Here is a 16,601-nt window from a genome sequence, read left to right on the forward strand (position 1 = left end):
CCCACATCTTACTTTCCCGTGTCAGGCCGCCTTGCCCGGCGGCCTTTCTTTTTCAGGACAAGAATGACAGACCCCATCAACATTACCCGCCTGCCCTCCGGCTTAACTGTTGTGACAGAACGCATGGAACGGGTGGAAACAGTTTCTTTCGGGGCCTATGTGGCCACAGGCACACGCCACGAAACGGCAGAAGAAAACGGTGTTTCTCACTTTTTGGAACACATGGCCTTTAAAGGCACAACCAGCCGCTCCGCCCTGCGCATTGCCGAGGAAATCGAGAATGTTGGCGGGCATATCAATGCCTACACCGCGCGGGAGCAGACTGTTTATTACGTCAAGCTTCTTAAGGAAAATCTGGGGCTGGGAGTTGATATCATTGGTGATATCCTCACCAACTCCACGTTTGATCCTGCGGAAATGGAGCGCGAACGCGGGGTTATTCTGCAAGAAATCGGACAGGCAAATGATACGCCTGACGATGTGATTTTTGATCATTTTCAGGAAACAGCTTTCCCTGACCAACCAATGGGCCGTCCAACATTGGGCACGGAAAGCCTGATCCGGGATATGAGCCGCGAAACCCTGATGCGCTATATGAAAGCGCATTACACCACAGACAACATGATTGTGGCAGCCGCTGGTAACTTGCACCATGAAGATGTGGTGCAGCGTGTGCAGCAGCATTTTGCCAACCTGTCCTCATCCTCTGCGCCGGTAACACTCTCTGCTCGTTATGGCGGCGGGGAATTCCGCCAGGTGAAGGAACTGGATCAGGCGCATGTTGTGCTGGGCTTTCCCTCCTTTGGGTATGAAGACCCGGATTACTTTCCGGCTCTTCTGCTTTCCACTGTGTTGGGTGGTGGCATGTCTTCGCGCCTGTTTCAGGAAATTCGGGAAAAACGTGGACTTGTTTACTCGGTCTATTCCTTCAATGCACCGTTCACTGATGGTGGTATTTTCGGCATTTACGCAGGCACAGGCGCCAAGGAATGTGCGGAACTGGTGCCCGTAACGCTGGAAGAACTGAATAAAATTCAGCGGTATGTTACGGAAGAAGAACTGGTGCGCGCACGGGCACAGCTTAAGGCCTCGCTTTTGATGTCCCTAGAAAGTACCGGCAGCCGATGCGAACAGATTGCACGACAGTTGCAGATTTTCGGTCGGATTATTCCCACAGCCGAAACTGTCCGCAAAATTGAGGCTGTAAACGCTGGGGATATTTGCCGTGCGGCATCGCGCATCTTTACGGGCACACCCACGCTTGCGGCTCTTGGCCCGATTGAGCACATTCCTTCCTTGCAGATCATTACGGAGAAACTGGCAGCATGACGGAACAAACCCTAGACCGTATTTCTGATCTGGTTGCCCGCGCACGCAAAGCTGGGGCAGATGCGGCAGATGCCGTATTTGTCCGCAGCGTGGCGGCAGGTGCCGGTGTCCGCAATGGCGTGACAGAAGAGCTAGAACGATCTGAAACCACGGATCTGGGGCTTCGTGTTTTTGCTGGCAAAAAAAGTGCCATTCTTTCTACCACCACGCCGGAACCTTCGCGCTTTGATACGCTGATAGAACAAGCCATGGCCATGGCCCGCGTTCTGCCGGAAGATCAATACGCCGGGCTTAACCCACTAGCCCAGCAAGGCCGCTTTACCCAAAATGATCTGGAATTGGCAGATTCGGCTGAACCTACAACCGAAGAACTGTTGGCCCGTGCACGCTCTGGAGAAGAAGCAGCTCTGGGCATAAAAGGCGTGACCAACAGCGCCGGTAGCAGTGCCTCTTGTGGGCGCACAGAAGTATATCTGGTTACATCCGCCGGGTTTGCCGGAAGCTACACCCGTACGCAGCACTCCAACTCTGTATGCGTACTGGCTGGTGCTGGTGACAGCATGCAGCGTGATTACGATTACCACGGCACAGTATGGCTGCGTGATCTGAAAGATGCGGCAGAACTTGGCAAAAGTGCTGGTGAAAAAGCCATTGCACGTCTTAACCCCATTAAACCCCGTACTGGCCGTTACCCTGTTGTGTTTCACCCGCGGGTAGCAAATAGCTTTTTGGGGCACTTTGCAGGAGCCATTACAGGCACGGCCATTGCGCGTGGTACATCCTTTTTAAAGAACAAACTGGGGCAGACTATTTTTGCCCAAAACGTAACCATTACGGATGATCCAACCCGCAAAAAAGGCCTGCGTTCTCGCCCGTTTGATGGTGAAGGCATGCAGGTTGCACCGTTGCATCTGGTAGAAAATGGCACTTTGCAAAGCTGGATTTTGGATAGCCGAAGTGCGCGCCAACTTGGGCTGCAAAGCAATGCCCATGCCTCTCGCGGAACATCTGGCCCACCCGGCCCGTCTGCCACCAATCTGTTTTTTGAACCCGGCACACTCTCTCCCACCGAACTGATGGCGGATATCAAGGAAGGCCTCTATATTACCGAGATGATGGGATCTTCCATCAATGGCCTTACCGGTGATTACAGCCGTGGTGCTTCTGGGTTTATGATTCGCGATGGCAAGATTGCAGAAGCCGCTGCCGAGTTCACCTTGGCAGGCAACCTTCTGGATATTTTTGCGTCCATTACATTAGCTCATGATCTGGACTTCCGTTTTGGCACGGACGCCCCCACATTACGTACAGATGCCCTAAGCATTGCCGGGGCATAACCTCTCTCAGCCGGAGATTATTCTTTCTGTGAAACCCCGCATTTTTGCACCTGTTCTCACTGCCTTCCTAAGCATCAGCCTTCTTGCCGGGCCTTTGGCCCTGCATGCTGATGCCCGCCCCGGCCAAGGTGGCTCTATGGGTAGCCGTGGCAGCAGAACATGGAGCGCGCCCCCACCCACACCCACGGCACCTTATAGTGCGGCCCCAATGGAACGTTCCATTACGCCGCGCACCGCGCCTTCCCCTAACTATGGGCCGCAAACAGCACCGTTTGCACGTCCGGCGGCACCCTTTGCTCAGCCTGGTGTTCGGCACCCATTCCTAACCGGATTTGCTGGTGGGTTTTTGGGGGCTGGCTTGTTCGGCCTATTGAGTGGGCACGGCTTTTTTGGCGGTATGCACAGCTTCTTCAGCCTGATCGGGTTGATGATCCAGATCGCCTTTGTGGTTATGATTGTTATGTGGCTGGTGCGGCGTTTCACTGGCAACAAAAGCTCTGGTAGCAGCCATTTTGCCATGGGTTCAGGCGGGGTAGCCAATGCACCGGGTATAACACCTGGGGCAATGCCTTCTGCCGGTGGAAATGCCTCCTTGCAGATTAATACTGCGGATTATCAGGCTTTCCAGCAAACGCTAATGGACATCCAAACAGCGTGGAACCAGCAGAATATTCCGGCCATGCAGCAAATGGCCACACCTGAAATGGTCTCTTACTTTAACGAGCAGCTTTCTGCCCTTGCCAGCCAAGGGGCCCGTAATGTTGTTTCGGATGTGCATTTCATCCAAGGCGATCTGGCAGAGGCATGGCGTGAAAACGGCATGGATTTTGCGACTGTTGCCATGCGCTACAGCCTGATTGACCTTACAACCAATGCCACTGGGCAGGTTATTCAGGGCAGTTCGACCGAGCCGGTGAACATTACCGAGCTATGGACCTTTACCCGGCCTTCTCGCGGGGGGCGTTGGCTTCTTTCCGCCATACAGCAAACCCGTCAGTAAGCACTGGCATTTTGTAGCCCCGCCCTTTAACCTTAAGGGCGGGGCTTTTTATTGCCTACCTGATACATGCCGGGGGATATGCTATTATGCTGCTGCTTGAAGTTCTGACTGCATGCAGTGTTACGTTAGCAATCTGCTTTGGTGTGTTTTTTCTGTTCTGGCAGAAACGTAAACTGGCAGAGCTGGAAGCAGATCTCATCCGCTTGCGTACACAGGGCATAGATATCAGCAAAGATACGCTTCTAAACGCACAAAGCCCTGCACAAAAGCAAGGCTAAGAGCTTATCTATGCGCTGGGATGAGAAAGTATGGTTTGGCTTTAACAGCTAAACCTTACGGGTGAACCAAAGTTAGCCCGAACATGATACCCGCCAGCACCATCATAAACCCCAGCATGGTACGCACGCGTTCTTTTTGCCGTTTGTGCTTTTCCGTCTGCTCAAGCAGACCATCCTGCTGTGCATTCATACCACTTACACCCATGCCTGAAGGAAGTGATCTGCCAGCAGACCACAAAAAAGAAAGAACAGGTAAGCCAGAGAAAAGCGGAAGGAAATCCGGGCCGCTTTATCCCCTTTTAGGCTTACACCCTGTGCATCCTGCGGTTCCAACAACACGCGCACCGCACATGCCACAAACCCAAGGCCAAGCACCAAAGCTGTAACCGTATAAAGCCAACCGCACAGATGCATAAAGGATGGCACCAGAGAAACAGCCAGCAGTACCAGTGTGTAAATAAAGATCTGCCAACGTGTATGCCGCGCACCACGCACAACTGGCAGCATGGGAATACCTGCGCGCCCGTAGTCTTTACAGGCATACAGAGAGAGCGACCAAAAATGCGGAGGCGTCCAGAAAAAGACAATCCCGAACATTACAACAGGCAGAACGGCCATATGGCCTGTTACCGCTGCCCACCCGATCATGGGCGGAAATGCGCCAGCCGCACCGCCAATAACAATATTCTGGGGCGTGGAGCGCTTGAGCCACATTGTGTAAATAACGGCGTAAAAGAAAATAGAAAACGCCAGAATACCAGCAGCCAACGTATTGGTTGCCATCCACATCAAACACACGGAAAGGCAGGAAAGCCCTACTCCGTAAGCCAGTGCCTCGTTTTCTGGAATACGCCCGCCCGGAATGGGGCGGGTGATAGTACGCTGCATTACGGCATCAATATCGCGGTCATACCACATATTGATGGCACCGGCCGCACCCGAGGCCATGCAGATGCAAAAGATGGTCACCAACGCCACAAAGAGATTCATGTGGCCGGGCGCGACAATCATGCCTGCCGCACCTGTAAAAACAACCAGTGAGATTACGCGTGGCTTTAATAGCTGAATCCAATCTCGCGCACGGGTGCCAACCTGATCGGCCTTAAACCGCGGACGACGTTCCGCTGTTGCTTCCAAGGAAGCTGTTGCCACGCTATCACTCATGCCCGGTATCCCTTGGAAACCTGAACAGGCATTGCCGCACAATGTGCTGTTGCCTGCTGGTTACGCCGAAAGCTCACCACCACAGCTCCAATAAAGCACAAGGCTGCCAAACCAAAAAATGCACCACTTGCCATTTGTGCACCCGGCACAAATACCAAGGCCGTAGCTACAGCAGTACAGGCAAAATGCAGATACGCCATAAGCTGCGGATACCAATATCCGCACTCCTCACCACGCCACAGATAAAAACCGCCGCACACAACATACAAGGCGCCAAGCTGAAGCGCAGAATGCAGGCCATTCCCCTGCACAAGTTGTACAAGCCAACCACCGGAAACCACGCTCATAAAACCCAAGCCCCACAGCAAAGGTACACGAAGTGTGGCACGGGCATTCCATGCACCTGCCAGCCACAATACAGCCAGACAGGTGGCCGCAAAGGAACACAGAGCCAGCATGGTGCTGCCCACCTGCATGGCACCAGCACTTTCCGTGCCCTGCATAAAAACGCTTTTGGTCCATGCCACAACGCCAGAAGCAGCGGCGGCAGCCATAATAAACGCAACAGGTTTTTCAGAAAACTTGCCAACGCGGGCACTAATTTCAAACACCACACCAAAGCCGGCAAGCAGCACAACTAGCCCTACTGGGCCAGCAAAGCTTTCTACATTTACCGCAGTTGCATCATGCCAATGTTTAACAATCTGCCCGGCCATAACAGGCACCGTAAGCAGCATAACAGCGGCTGCCAGCATTTCTCCCCACACAAAAGGAGAGAATGGCTTGCGTTCATCCATATCGGCGCGGCTATCAAACACAGTTGCCAACAGGGCCATACTTGTCATCAACGTGCCTACACACCACAGCAACGTAGCGGTTTTAAGCTCAGCCCCTGTAACCGTCAGCGCGGCTCCAGCAAACACACATAGAAAACCCGCATCATTCAACCGCGGCAGCAATACACCCGAACGCTGCACGGCACGCGGCAGCCATAAGGAACCAAATCCCCCCAGCAAAGCCGGAACAACAACATATAAAAGCATAAGAACAGGATGGGCCTGCACAACAGCATGCCATCCGGCTGTTGCTGGCATCATGCCCATTTCAGAAAGTGTAGAAGCACCTCCGCCAGCTAATGCCGCCAGAGCAGCCAGCACCACGTAAGCAGCCCCCGTGCCGTTCCCTTTTCTGGCAACACGCATGCCATCTCCAGATGTCTCATTCTGTTGGCTCTGGTTATGGGCGACCATCATGCTCCAATTTCCAATTTCTTACTGGCATCATGCAGCCCTACGCCCTTGGCGCGTGGCACGGCATAAAACTGTTCTATCGTATTTACGTTACATACGCGCAAATACCATTTTCTGCCACGCAGAAGAAACGCCCCTGCCTTGGCAGGAGCGCACAGGTTATGCAGGCAGATTTTCTAGGGTGACCAAAGTAAACAGCCCTAATGGCGGAACAGGCTGAATAAAGGCACGCCGGATATCTTCAGCTGGTAACAACGATTCCATTGCGAAATCAGGATGCCACCCCAAGGAGTGGGAGGCCCGGCCCAACGCATGTTCGACAGCACCACGGACACCACCGGGGGCCAGAAAATGATTTACAAACAGAATATAACCACCGGGACGCACAACGCGCTTGAGTTCATGCAGCAACTGGCGTGGATGCGGCACCACAGAAGCCACAAACATGGCCACGGCGATATCGAAGGAAGAATCTTCAAACTTCGTATCTTCGGCATCCATTTCCAGCAGGCCGTTAACGTTCGTCAGCTTATCACGCTGCACACGCTCACGCGCCTTGGCCAGCATATCGGCAGAAAGATCAATGCCGGTAATCTGCTTTTCTGCCCGGTAATGAGGCAACGCCAAGCCGGTGCCCACCCCCACTTCCAGCACATCCGTGCCGGGCAGACCGTTTACGGCTTCTACAGCACGCAAACGCCCAAACCGGGAGATGCCGCCAAAAACAACATCATACACATTTGCCCACCGACGATAGGCGGCTTTGACAGCCTCCGCATCCAATGCCGAACGGGAAGGAGGAGGCGCGGGACTATCCCCCCCGCCGGAAGGATAATTTTGGAGAACGTCACTCATGTCCTCTCTCTGCCTGCTGGTGGACATTTCTTCAAGAGCCACAAAAGGTCTTCCTCTTCTGCACAAGGCACGCGTCACAAAAGCGCCCTTGTGTAAGGGCATATACTCCTTTTACGCTGCAACAGTGCAATAGATAGTGTTAATATAGAGCCATGTTAGAATTTCTTCTCGCCATCTTCGCCATCGCTGTCTGGATCAGTATTGGTGCCTACTATTTCCGTGAATCGATATTTCAATGGCTAGACAACCGCTTTGGAAAGGACACGCCCTTGGCTGATCTGGAAGCGGCAAGCAAACAGGACGAACCACCTGCACAGGAAAAAAGCAAAGACTGAAGATCACGCGGCGTGCAGTTTACGCTCGATGCAATTCCAGATTGCGCCTGCGCCATTGATTCCATCAAAACGTTCCAACTCCTGAAGGCCAGTAGGAGAAGTGACGTTAATTTCTGTTAAATACTGGCCAATCACGTCTATTCCCACAAAAATCAGGCCATGATCTTTCAGAAATGGGCCAATAGCCGTGCAGATTTCACGGTCACGCGCACTCAGCCCGATCTGTTTAGCTACACCGCCTACATGCATGTTTGACCGGTGATCTTCCCCCGATGGCACACGGTTGATTGCGCCTACGGGCTCTCCGTCCACCAGAATAATACGTTTGTCTCCGGCTGTTACAGCGGGTTCATAACGCTGGATCATCAGCGGCTCGCGCGAGCGTGCAAAATGCATTTCAAGCAAAGCATTTAAATTTTGGTCATCTTCACGGATACGGAAAACGCCGCTCCCGCCATTCCCAAAAAGTGGCTTTACAATAATATCGTGCCATTTGGCCCGGAAAGCTCGAATCTGTTCGATATCCCATGTTACCAATGTTGGCGGCATCAGATCTGGAAAGTGGGTTACCAAAAGTTTTTCAGGGCTGTCACGCACCCAGCGCGGGTCATTCACCACCAAAGCTTTGCCCGGCCCAATACCATGCACGTGGTCCAGCATATGCGTAGCTGTAATATATGCCATATCAAAAGGCGGATCCTGCCGCATCAGCACCACATCCATATCACCTAATGACTGGCGCATTGGTGCACCAAATGTGGCGTGGTTTCCTTCTTCCCGCCGGACGGTCACAGGCCGCATCAAAGCCGTTACCCGAGTTTTGGAAGATTGCTCTGGTTCCGCTGCCCCTTCACCCAATGCCAGCGTATTCACCTCATACACATACAGGGCATGCCCGCGTTTCTGAGCTTCCAGCATAAGCGCAAAGGTTGAATCCCCATGGATGTTAATGTGCTCCAGAGGGTCCATCTGAACCGCAACCTGTAAGGATGATGCCATTGAGGTATGTTTCCTGTTATTCTTGGCTATAAAAACTAGAATGCAGCGTATCCTGCCTTGCCTGCCCGGTGCAAACAACACTCAACCAGAGGCCGCGGGTCTAACACTTATTGGCGGGCAATACCGCAGTGTCTTCCCGCACCGTAGCGCCGCCTAAGCAACGCAATCTTACACGATAAACTGCGTAACTATCGGCCACAGATCCCCGGCGGCTGCGTGAAATATCTGGATATTGAGAGAGAACATCAAAAAGTGCTGGGTCAGGTTGATCATGCCGCCTGTGGCTGCGCAGCAAATACCCCTCCGCTCCACATGTAGAATGTGGGAACGCAAAAAACTGCCATCTCGGTTCAACCGCCAGCACTTTGCGATTCTGGGCATAAAAAGAAAGTTCACCCGCAAGCCCATATTCATCTGCAATCAGCAGGGCATCAGGTGGAATCTGCTTTTCTACGGTCTGCACAAATTCAGGCCAGCCGCCCATTTGCCGTAACGTCATATCAAAATGGGGCGAAAGATGTGCAGGAGCCCACAAAGCTTGCACAACCACAACAACAAACATGGCTGCGCCAAGCGCGCAGGCTGCTTTCCACCAGCGATACGGTACACACACAACAGACAAGGCAAGCGCTGGATACAGCACAACAGGCCAGTTTGCCTGCACGCGCGCACCTATAGCGTGCTGCAAAAAAACAGCCGCAGGCAACAAAACCATGCAGAGCAGTAATTGGGCAAATTGATCACGCAGCCTGAGCAAATATTTTATGGCCACCGCGAACAGCACAAAAATAAACGGAGATGCCAAACCAACCTGACCGCCCAGCAATTCCCCCATAAAGGTGAACATACGGGTGGGCTGCCAATCCCCTGCTCGGCCTCCTTGTTTAAGAAAGCTAACCCAGTGATGTGTCGCATTCCACTCGACCACTGGCGCCATGCATCCCATTGCCACTACAGCGCCAAGCCAAGGCCATGGAGTGCGTAACCATTGCCTGCCTGCACGTGTTGCCAGCAACCACATGCCTAAACCAGCTACAGGCAAAAGAGCCGTATATTTGCTATCAAACCCCAACCCGGCAGAAAGACCTACCAGCAACCAGAATGCTGGATGCCTGCCAGAAAGCAGATTGCTTACGCTCCACAGCAGCAGGGCCATAAAAAACACCAGAGGGGTATCTGGTGTCATGATCAGAGTGCCCAACCCCACAGCTAATGTGCAGTTTAATATAATGCCGGGTTTAAGAGCCGTTACAAACCCGTTGCCGACACTGACAGCAAACAGCTTCTGAGATTGCAGCCATTGCTGCGCGGCCTGCACCAACAAAACCGTGCCGATAGCCGCAGAAACTGGCCCCATAAAACGCAGGCCTTCAGCGGTATCTCCCGCAAAAAACATGCCAATGCGCATCCACAGCGCCACCATGGGGGGGTGATCAAGATACCCCGCAGCCGGAGCCAATGCCCAGAGGCGATAATAGGCTTCATCTGGGGAAAGCGGAATCCATGCGGCCAGAATCAGCCGGAACAATGTGAGCAGCCCTAGTGCTACCAAGCACATCCATACACCACGATTGTGGTTTGAAATTTTTGCAGTCACGAGCGCCAGACAACAGTTGAAGACATGGCGTAATTCCACACCACGGCAAGAATAGCACCAGCCAAGCTTGCCTCATTCGGCATATGATTCTGGCCGTAAATCATCCGGGCAATACCCACATCTGCCAATGCCCCCACCGAACACACCAGCATGAAAAGAACAAGCCCGCGCATACACGCCCACCCACGCAAACGCCTGTCACGATACGTGAAGTTGTTATCCAAAAAGAAATTCAGAATCATGGCGGCAACAGTGCCAATGGCCTGCGCCATAGAAAAATGCGCCCCCACAAGCCGAGCGCACTGCATAACGGCAAGATTTGTGCCAACGCCCGCCAGCCCGACCATACAAAAGGCGACAAACCGCAAAGGCACCCAGCCTTTGGCAAATTTATCTAAAAGAAGTGCGCCAAACTGGAGCATAACCAATGCATCCAGCTTGCTTTCCCCCGCCACACGTGGACGGAACCCACAAGGCACCTCCTGCACACGCAAGGGCTTGGCGGCAGAAAGCAACAAATCCAGTAAAATTTTAAAACCAGTACCAGATAAACGCGGGGCAATTGCGGCGAATGTTTCTTGCCTTAACGCAAAAAAACCACTCATCGGGTCTGTCAGCTTTACTGGCAAAAAGCATTGCGCAAGCCAAATGCCCCCATCAGAGAGCGCATGCCGCCACGCATTAGCCAAACCCGCATTATTGCCACCCTCTACATGCCGACTCCCAACTGCAACATCACATGTATTGTTCAGAACGGCATCTATCAGCGCGCCAAGGCGTGATTCGTCATGCTGAAGATCTCCATCCATCACCGCCACCACCTGCGCGGAAGAAGATAGCGCACCTTCAATAACTGCTGATGAAAGGCCCCGCCGCCCTATGCGGCAGATACCACGCACACACGCATTATTTCGCGCCAGATCTCTCACACGCTGGCTTGTGTGATCGGGCGAATTATCATCTACAAAGATAACTTCCCACCGCCTGCCCGCCAGCGCCTGTTCCAGAGCTTTGACAAGAGGCGCCACATTTTCCGATTCGTTATAGCATGGCACAACCACGCTAATATCCGGCCCTCTTGCAACGGTTTCTGTTGAAACCGTTTGATGGTCTGTCACGGGGTCTGCCCTTCCTCCTCAACCTGCACCGGCACCCCCCAGCGCTCCAGACTTGTCCGGATGGTTTGCAAAGTTTGCACGCGTATCACGTGCTGGGCCTCTGTGAGTTGGCGGGTCAGCAGGTTTTCATGCGCGGCATCACGCGCAATCAAACGAACCAGAAAATCGCCTCCCCCACGGATCATGTGGCATTCGCGCACTTCTGGCCATTGGGCCAGTTGCTGCTCAAAACTGCACAGAATGGCCTCTTTCTGGCTTTCCAGCCCGATCAACGCAAAAAAGGTAATGGGCCAGCCCAAAGCGGCAGCATTAGGTTCTGCATGATAGCCACGGATAATGCGTTCTTCTTCCAAACGCCGGACACGACGCAGGCACGGAGGCGCTGAAATACCGACACGGCGGGCCAGCTCCACATTGGTCATGCGGCCATCATTCTGAAGCTCTGCCACAATGCGAAGATCAACTGCGTCCAGATCTGTCACGTTTCCTGATCCATCCTGCACAAGAGGCATGCACCCCAATTCAACTCGGGCGAGTATATGCCACGCACCACATCTGGCGGCAAACACCTAAAGAGGCACACCCTTGCCCAAAACCCATGTGGCAGCCATATGCTCCCAACAGTTATATGCAGGCTGCTTCCACAATAGCGGCCTGTATGCCTGATTTCCATATGCGGGAGCGCTGCCAATATGGCTGAAACCATTACAACTGATCTGCTCGTTATTGGCGCAGGACCGGCCGGGTATACTGCTGCTATCTATGCGGCACGCGCCAACCTTTCTCCTGTTCTGGTTGCCGGGCTGCAACCAGGTGGCCAGCTCACCATTACAACGGAAGTTGAAAACTACCCCGGTTTTGCCACAGCCATCCAAGGCCCGTGGCTGATGGAACAAATGGCTGAACAAGCGCAGAATGTGGGCACACGTATTGAATACGACATTATTACATCTGTTGATTTCAAAGCGGGCTCACCATTCCTGCTCACAGGTGATTCGGGCACCATTTACAAAGCGCGTTCAGTTATTGTTGCCACAGGTGCACAGGCTCGCTGGCTAGGCCTACCAAGCGAGAAACGCTTACAAGGTGCTGGTGTTTCTGCCTGCGCCACGTGTGATGGCTTTTTCTACCGCGGGAAAAATGTGGTGGTTGTGGGCGGCGGCAATACTGCTGTTGAGGAAGCCCTGTATCTCACCCACCATGCTGCGCATGTTACCTTGGTTCACCGGCGCGATAGCTTGCGGTCTGAAAAAATTCTGCAAGACCGGCTTTTCGCAAACCCCAAGGTTTCCGTTATCTGGAACAGTGTTGTGGAAGACATTCTGTCTGATGGCTCGCCTGAAACAGTGTGTGGTGTCCGACTGAAAAATACGCAAGATGAAAGCGAACAGACCATCCCCACCGATGGCGTATTTATTGCAATCGGCCATGCCCCCAACACAGCTATCTTTCGTGATCAGCTTACGCTGGATGCTGAAGGGTATATTGAAACCACACCCGGCACCACACGCACTTCTGTACCCGGAGTCTTTGCCGCGGGGGATGTGCAGGACAAAACATATCGCCAAGCCGTAACAGCCGCAGGAACTGGCTGCATGGCAGCGCTGGATGCGGAACGCTATCTTGCTGGTTTAGCCTGATAACTTAACAGAAAACGGCTTCATCCCTTGACCAAGGGAGCCAATTCCTGCACGTAATACACCGCATAAAACACGGCTGTGTTTTTGTAACTTCATTCAATTTGCAGGAGGCATGCGTGGACTGGGACAAACTCCGGGTTTTCCATGCAGTGGCAGAAGCCGGTTCCTTTACCCACGCGGGGGATGTGCTCAACCTCAGCCAATCTGCCGTATCACGGCAGATTTCTGCGCTGGAAGACGTCCTTCAGGTTCCTCTCTTTCATCGGCACGCCCGCGGCCTGATCCTAACGGAACAGGGTGAAACACTTCATAAAACCGTGCGCGAAGTCTTTTCCAAACTGGAAATGACGCAAACACTGCTGACAGAAAGTAAGGAAAAGGCAGCCGGGCGGCTGCGCGTAACCACAACCACCGGCTTTGGTAACTGTTGGCTTATGCCGCGGCTTCATCGCTTTATGGCAGATAACCCGGAAATAGATATCTGCCTGATTTTGGAAGATAATGATCTTGATTTAGGCATGCGGGAGGCTGACGTGGCGGTGCGTATGCATGCACCCAGACAGCCAGACCTGATCCAACGCCACCTGGCGGATTTTAGCCTGCCAATTTTTGCTGCCCCTCTCTATATTGAGAAATACGGCATGCCAAAATCTCTGGAGGAAATCAAAGAACATCAATTGGTGCTGTTTGGTGAACACCATCCTCCGGTTGCGCATGTTAACTGGCTGGCCCAAGCCTGCCGCAACGATGGCAGCACGCAAATTGCTCGGCTAGAAGTTAACAGCATGGCTGCTATGGCCTCTGCTATTGCTGCGGGCTTGGGCATTGGGTCCATTCCAACTTATGCAGCAAAAGAATTTCCAGATCTGGTTCAGATCCTGCCGGAAATTACCACTCCAACTGTAGATGCTTATTTTGTTTATCCGGAAGAACTGCGCAGCTCTAAACGCGTAGCTGTTTTCCGTGATTTTCTTATGAGTGAATTAGGTATTCGGTAAATATTCTCGCATTACCAAATATCTCACAATAAAAAGCCTGCCCCCATTTTTAGGGGCGGGCTTTTTTATTTTTATATACCACCGCCCCTCTCAACAGAAATATTCCAGTAGCTCTTATTCTTAATTTTTTCTGATAAATATGTGTAATTTTTGCTGTATCTGTCTTCCATCATAATATTTTACTTTGAACTTATGTAAAAACCAAACATTTTAGAAAATCATGGCACTGGATATTTCTTGCAACCTTAAGTGATGTTTCTGCGTTTACATAAAACGAGCACACAGCCCTAAGCAGAACAATAAACCCGAACACACGATTACAGAAAGCCGAAATATTACCGTTTGTTTATTATTTGAAATGAGCAAAACTTTCTGCATTGCTTCCAATAATGTTCTTTTATGGACAATTATGCGCTGAAATTGTGAGTTCACCATTCACAAACTACAGTTAAAGGAGTATGGAGTGCAGATATTCACACCAAATTCCTATTGGATTTATCATGAGTGAGAACCAGGACTACTCTCCCCTTCTTGATCTGGTATCAGAGATCGTTTCCGCACACGTCTCCAATAACCAGACAGACCCTGCACTTATCCCGGGCATGATCCGTGATATTTATCAGGCACTAAAAACCGCTGAACATCCGCAGAATGAGCCGGAAAAACTTCAGCCAGCAGTGCCGGTAAAGCGCTCGGTATTCCCGGATTACATTATCTGTCTGGAAGACGGGAAAAAGCTGAAGATGCTGAAGCGCCACCTACAGAGCGCTTATGGCATGACACCTGAACAATACCGTGAACGTTGGGGCCTGCCCGCAGACTACCCGATGGTAGCCCCTAACTACGCAGAGCGCCGCTCTACTCTGGCTCGTGAAATTGGCCTTGGCCGTAAAATTCATGCCGCTGGGGATGAAGAAGAACAGGGTGGCCGTGGCCGCCGCAAGAAGTCTCCTACAGCATAAATTTGTAGGAACTGACGACTAAAAAGGTCTGGCGGTATTTCTCTGGTTCATACCGTCAGACTTTTCTATCTTGACGTCTTCTTCATCATTACGGAATGTTCTGAGTATAATTATTGTACACACAACAGCCGGGTGGGAGAACTTAAGATGACCAGATCCGAGCTGATTACAGCCCTGATGCAAAAAAATCCGCATCTTCAGCTGAAAGAAGCAACACGACTTGTAAATATTGTATTTGGCACCATTACCAGCAGCCTTGCGGAAGGCAGCCGCGTAGAATTACGTGGGTTTGGTGCATTTTCTGTAAAAGAGCGTGACCCACGCGTTGGCCGCAACCCAAAAACAGGGGTGCAGGTTCAGGTTGGCAAAAAGCTCGTTCCCTTCTTTAAAACGGGCAAAGAGCTACACCAGCGCCTGAACAAGCCTGTTAGTGGTAGCAAGCGCTCACGCTCCTCAGTCTGACTGCTGCGTTATAAAACTATGTGCCAGGCGTAAGTCTTCTACAAAGCGTGCATATTCCCGCGCTTTGGCCTCTTCATTCGGCAGGCGCAGCAAGTAAGACGGGTGCACCGTGACCAACCCCGAGCACTGCTCATTCAACTGGAAGATGCGAGAGCGCTCGCGCGAGATGGTAACAGGCCGCTTGAGAAGACTCTGCGCTGCCGTAACACCTAACATAACAATCAGCTTGGGTTGTACTAGCCTACGCTCTGCATCCAACCAGATTCGGCAGGCTTCGACAGACTCCTGATCTGGCTTCTGATGCAGGCGCCTGGTGTTTCTCCATGTAAAGCGGAAGTGCTTTACAGCATTTGTCACGTAAATGTGATTCCGTAAAATACCTGCTTCTTCCAGCGCCTTATCAAACACCTGCCCTGCTGGCCCAACAAATGGACGGCCTGCCAGATCTTCCTGATCTCCTGGCTGTTCCCCAACAAACATCAGAGGCGTATTTTCTACGCCTTCTCCAAAAACCGTGCGCTTGGCAGGTTGCCATAAAGAACAAGCTCTACAGTCCATGGCCTCTGCAGACAAAGACGCGAGAGAAGCCGCCTGTGCAACATCCTCTAGCGTAGGCACCAGCACTGTGTTGGGATACCCCTGCCACATGCCCTGCCCGTCCGCCTGCCACATATCCGCAGAAACATGCGCGGCCGCTGCCTCACCTGCGGCAAAATGCAGTTGGTTTCCATCCCACCACATCCGCCGATAAGGTGTCATAACCTCCCATGGTTGGGCATTGCGCTCTATGCAGAAGCGTCCATTTGCTTCCACAATGTAGTTCTGCGGTGTGTATTGCAGGCTTTTACTTTGGTGTTGATTACTGAATGTCGAAAAAGCTAGGCGAAACTGCTCCGTTTCTTGTTTAACACTCTGCACAAGCTCTCGAAGCTGCTGGATATCCGGATCTTCCCGTAAATTTTCCATATCCAGCAAGCCATGCGTGAAGCGGTAAACAACACGATATAAAAGCTCAAAACGCCCTGAATGATGCGCCTGCAATGCTTCCAACACGGCAGTTACCAACTTACGCGGAAGGTTAAGAGGTGCATCATTATCGGCGGAATCTGGCGCTTCCAGCACCCAAGGTGTTTGCCCTTCGCCCGCTACACGCCAAGTTATGCTTTCGGGGAGCACCTGTTTTTGCACATAATGGCGTGTAGCGGCCCGCCATGTTGCCAGATCCACCTGGTGCGCCAGTACAATCTCAACCATCCCCGGCTCCCTTTGTTTTTTAT

The 16,601-nt window shown here is 52.2% G+C and carries 18 protein-coding genes; 9 read left to right on the forward strand and 9 right to left on the reverse strand.

Features of this window, described 5'->3' with window-relative positions; translation table 11 throughout:
* Positions 1 to 63: 63 nt before the first annotated feature.
* The 4 genes from DS739_RS08525 (at position 64) to DS739_RS08540 (ending at position 3,944) form a co-directional block, all read left to right on the forward strand.
* Complete coding sequence (locus tag DS739_RS08525; protein ID WP_035352617.1) at positions 64 to 1,329, forward strand: pitrilysin family protein; 1,266 nt, start codon at positions 64 to 66, stop codon at positions 1,327 to 1,329.
* Positions 1,326 to 2,666: a TldD/PmbA family protein gene (locus DS739_RS08530; RefSeq protein ID WP_006116527.1), complete on the forward strand. Its 1,341-nt coding sequence runs from the start codon at positions 1,326 to 1,328 to the stop codon at positions 2,664 to 2,666. Before DS739_RS08525 ends, DS739_RS08530 begins: the two co-directional genes overlap by 4 nt.
* A gap of 28 nt (positions 2,667 to 2,694) precedes the next feature.
* On the forward strand, positions 2,695 to 3,666 hold the full coding sequence (locus DS739_RS08535; protein WP_035352686.1) for a TIM44-like domain-containing protein: 972 nt from the start codon (positions 2,695 to 2,697) through the stop codon (positions 3,664 to 3,666).
* A gap of 86 nt (positions 3,667 to 3,752) precedes the next feature.
* The gene (locus DS739_RS08540; protein WP_006116525.1) at positions 3,753 to 3,944 is read left to right on the forward strand and encodes a hypothetical protein; all 192 of its coding nucleotides are present in this window, start codon (positions 3,753 to 3,755) and stop codon (positions 3,942 to 3,944) included.
* A gap of 55 nt (positions 3,945 to 3,999) precedes the next feature.
* On the opposite strand, the gene DS739_RS14580 is transcribed toward DS739_RS08540, so the two are convergent.
* The 4 genes from DS739_RS14580 to DS739_RS08555 form a co-directional block, all read right to left on the reverse strand.
* Complete coding sequence (locus tag DS739_RS14580; RefSeq protein ID WP_255411703.1) at positions 4,000 to 4,134, reverse strand: hypothetical protein; 135 nt, start codon at positions 4,132 to 4,134, stop codon at positions 4,000 to 4,002.
* Positions 4,135 to 4,139: 5 nt separating this feature from the next.
* The gene (locus DS739_RS08545; RefSeq protein WP_035352614.1) at positions 4,140 to 5,108 is read right to left on the reverse strand and encodes a heme o synthase; all 969 of its coding nucleotides are present in this window, start codon (positions 5,106 to 5,108) and stop codon (positions 4,140 to 4,142) included.
* On the reverse strand, positions 5,105 to 6,361 hold the full coding sequence (locus DS739_RS08550; RefSeq protein ID WP_035352611.1) for a cbb3-type cytochrome c oxidase subunit I: 1,257 nt from the start codon (positions 6,359 to 6,361) through the stop codon (positions 5,105 to 5,107). The genes DS739_RS08545 and DS739_RS08550 overlap by 4 nt, the downstream gene beginning before the upstream one ends.
* A 156-nt stretch (positions 6,362 to 6,517) precedes the next feature.
* The gene (locus DS739_RS08555) at positions 6,518 to 7,315 is read right to left on the reverse strand and encodes a class I SAM-dependent methyltransferase (protein WP_006116522.1); all 798 of its coding nucleotides are present in this window, start codon (positions 7,313 to 7,315) and stop codon (positions 6,518 to 6,520) included.
* Positions 7,316 to 7,365: 50 nt separating this feature from the next.
* Between DS739_RS08555 and DS739_RS08560 the strand changes: the two genes are divergently transcribed.
* Positions 7,366 to 7,548: a hypothetical protein gene (locus DS739_RS08560; RefSeq protein ID WP_006116521.1), complete on the forward strand. Its 183-nt coding sequence runs from the start codon at positions 7,366 to 7,368 to the stop codon at positions 7,546 to 7,548.
* 3 nt (positions 7,549 to 7,551) lie between these two features.
* Here the strand turns inward: DS739_RS08560 and gshB are convergent, their stop codons facing one another.
* From gshB to DS739_RS08580, 4 genes are all read right to left on the reverse strand, one after another.
* On the reverse strand, positions 7,552 to 8,547 hold the full coding sequence (gene gshB, locus DS739_RS08565) for a glutathione synthase (RefSeq protein WP_035352605.1): 996 nt from the start codon (positions 8,545 to 8,547) through the stop codon (positions 7,552 to 7,554).
* A 100-nt stretch (positions 8,548 to 8,647) separates the two neighbouring features.
* Entirely contained in the window at positions 8,648 to 10,105 is a 1,458-nt protein-coding gene (locus DS739_RS08570; RefSeq protein ID WP_050793139.1) for a glycosyltransferase family 39 protein, read from the reverse strand.
* 35 nt (positions 10,106 to 10,140) lie between these two features.
* A complete protein-coding gene (locus tag DS739_RS08575) occupies positions 10,141 to 11,262 on the reverse strand; it encodes a glycosyltransferase family 2 protein (RefSeq protein WP_006116519.1) in 1,122 nt (373 codons plus the stop codon).
* Complete coding sequence (locus DS739_RS08580) at positions 11,259 to 11,774, reverse strand: Lrp/AsnC family transcriptional regulator (protein ID WP_035352683.1); 516 nt, start codon at positions 11,772 to 11,774, stop codon at positions 11,259 to 11,261. Before DS739_RS08580 ends, DS739_RS08575 begins: the two co-directional genes overlap by 4 nt.
* A gap of 180 nt (positions 11,775 to 11,954) precedes the next feature.
* Here DS739_RS08580 and trxB point away from each other — a divergent pair, with 180 nt between their 5' ends.
* From trxB to DS739_RS08600, 4 genes are all read left to right on the forward strand, one after another.
* On the forward strand, positions 11,955 to 12,902 hold the full coding sequence (gene trxB, locus DS739_RS08585; protein ID WP_006116517.1) for a thioredoxin-disulfide reductase: 948 nt from the start codon (positions 11,955 to 11,957) through the stop codon (positions 12,900 to 12,902).
* Between the two features lie 116 nt (positions 12,903 to 13,018).
* Positions 13,019 to 13,900, forward strand: a complete 882-nt coding sequence (locus DS739_RS08590) for a LysR family transcriptional regulator (RefSeq protein ID WP_035352600.1) — start codon at positions 13,019 to 13,021, stop codon at positions 13,898 to 13,900.
* A gap of 458 nt (positions 13,901 to 14,358) precedes the next feature.
* On the forward strand, positions 14,359 to 14,862 hold the full coding sequence (locus DS739_RS08595; protein WP_006116515.1) for a MucR family transcriptional regulator: 504 nt from the start codon (positions 14,359 to 14,361) through the stop codon (positions 14,860 to 14,862).
* Positions 14,863 to 15,009: 147 nt separating this feature from the next.
* The gene (locus DS739_RS08600; RefSeq protein WP_035352595.1) at positions 15,010 to 15,324 is read left to right on the forward strand and encodes an integration host factor subunit beta; all 315 of its coding nucleotides are present in this window, start codon (positions 15,010 to 15,012) and stop codon (positions 15,322 to 15,324) included.
* Here DS739_RS08600 and DS739_RS08605 read toward each other — a convergent pair.
* Positions 15,316 to 16,578: a UdgX family uracil-DNA binding protein gene (locus DS739_RS08605; RefSeq protein WP_006116513.1), complete on the reverse strand. Its 1,263-nt coding sequence runs from the start codon at positions 16,576 to 16,578 to the stop codon at positions 15,316 to 15,318. The two genes, DS739_RS08600 and DS739_RS08605, sit on opposite strands and share 9 nt — an antisense overlap.
* Positions 16,579 to 16,601: the final 23 nt, after the last annotated feature.

The organism is Acetobacter sp. JWB (assembly GCF_003323795.1).
Classification (GTDB): domain Bacteria; phylum Pseudomonadota; class Alphaproteobacteria; order Acetobacterales; family Acetobacteraceae; genus Acetobacter; species Acetobacter oryzifermentans.